This is a genomic window from Rubritalea sp. (genome assembly GCF_039830215.1).
Classification (GTDB): domain Bacteria; phylum Verrucomicrobiota; class Verrucomicrobiia; order Verrucomicrobiales; family Akkermansiaceae; genus Rubritalea.
The window spans coordinates 1-1,512 of the sequence record NZ_JBDOPO010000035.1; the positions used below are offsets into that span (position 1 = coordinate 1).

Annotated in this window: 2 protein-coding genes; both read left to right on the forward strand. The window is 48.6% G+C overall.

What is annotated here, in order from left to right; all coding sequences use genetic code 11:
- Positions 1–706, forward strand: a 706-nt coding sequence (gene rlmN, locus ABGY95_RS00880; protein ID WP_347439789.1) for a 23S rRNA (adenine(2503)-C(2))-methyltransferase RlmN, incomplete at its 5' end; no start/stop codon positions are given.
- A 294-nt stretch (positions 707–1,000) separates the two neighbouring features.
- Positions 1,001–1,512: NYN domain-containing protein (locus tag ABGY95_RS00885; RefSeq protein ID WP_347439790.1), on the forward strand; the 512-nt coding region annotated here is incomplete at its 3' end.

Here is a 1,512-nt window from a genome sequence, read left to right on the forward strand (position 1 = left end):
GTTCTGCGCTTCAGGGCTCGATGGCCTCACGCGTAATCTCAGCACAGCTGAAATCATCAGCCAGCTTGTCGCGATCGCCGAACACTCCAGCAAGACCATCACCAATGTCGTATTCATGGGCATGGGGGAGCCGCTCGCTAACTTTAAGAATCTAAATCCAGCGCTCGATATCATCACTGGCCACTGGGCACTCAACCTAGCACCTCGCTCGGTTACAGTCTCAACCTCTGGACTGGTGCCGATGCTTTACAAGCTCGCTGAGCGTGAGAACCAAGTTTCACTCGCCATCTCTCTCCACGGCGCGACCGACGAGGTCCGCAACAAGATCATGCCAGTCAACTCGAAGTGGAATGTCGATGAACTCTTCGAGTCGCTGCACAATTTCCGCGAAAAGAACAACCAGCGCATCACGCTGGAGTACATCCTTATCAAGGGCATCAACGATGACCTCGAGCAGGCTAAAATTCTCGCAGAGAAAGCCAACAAGCTCGGCGGATTCGTCAACCTCATCCCCTACAACACAGTAGAAGGACTCGAGTGGGAACGCCCATCCGACGAGCACTGCAAGCTCTTCCGTGATACAGTCAAAGGGCTCGGTGTGATGACTACAATGCGCCTAGAAAAAGGCCATGACATCGATGCGGCTTGCGGTCAGCTTCGTCTTAAGGAGATGAAGAAGCAGGCGGGGGCGCAAAGCGCCAATTAGGAATTAGGTGTTCCGTGTTCCGTGTTCCGTGTTCAGAAAATGAAGTCTGGGCTTACATTGGCAGCAGCCTAATGCGTGAAATTTCGTGCGATGGGTGGTAGTGGTCTTTAATGTGAGCAATAGTTTGATCACTTTCCTTTTCCTATAAGAACCTGTCCAACCCATCGATAGCTACTGTCGCAACTGAGCGACTGGACGAACAAAAAAATAGCCTCAATCGGTGTAACCAGAGACTGAAGTCGTCGCTGCTTTCATTATAGACTTTTGCTCTAGTTTTTTGTTAGTGACTGTTTGATGTCTAATAACTTTGAGAACTCTCCCCGCCTTGCTGTATTGATCGATGCCGACAACACACCACCCAAATCAATTCCTTTCATTATGAAGGAGATAGCAAAGTACGGAACAGCTAATGTGCGTCGAATTTATGGTGACTGGAGCAGCAACCAGCTAAGTGGCTGGAAGGACGTATTACTCGACCACTCTATTCAACCAATCCAGCAATTTGCCTACACCACAGGTAAAAATGCCACAGATATTGCAATGATCATCAATGCTATGGATCTAATGTACACAGAGAGGTTCGATGGATTCTGCCTAGTCTCCAGTGATTCAGACTTTACTCCGCTAGCTGCACGCATCAGAGAGCAGTCGCTCACAGTCTATGGTTTTGGACAAAAAAGGACGCCGAAGCCATTCGTTGAAACTTGTGATAAATTCATCTACCTTGAATTACTTGAACCAGAGGCTGAATGTCCATCAAATGCCACACCTGTCACAGACCCGAGACTCTTCAATTATTTCAAAGC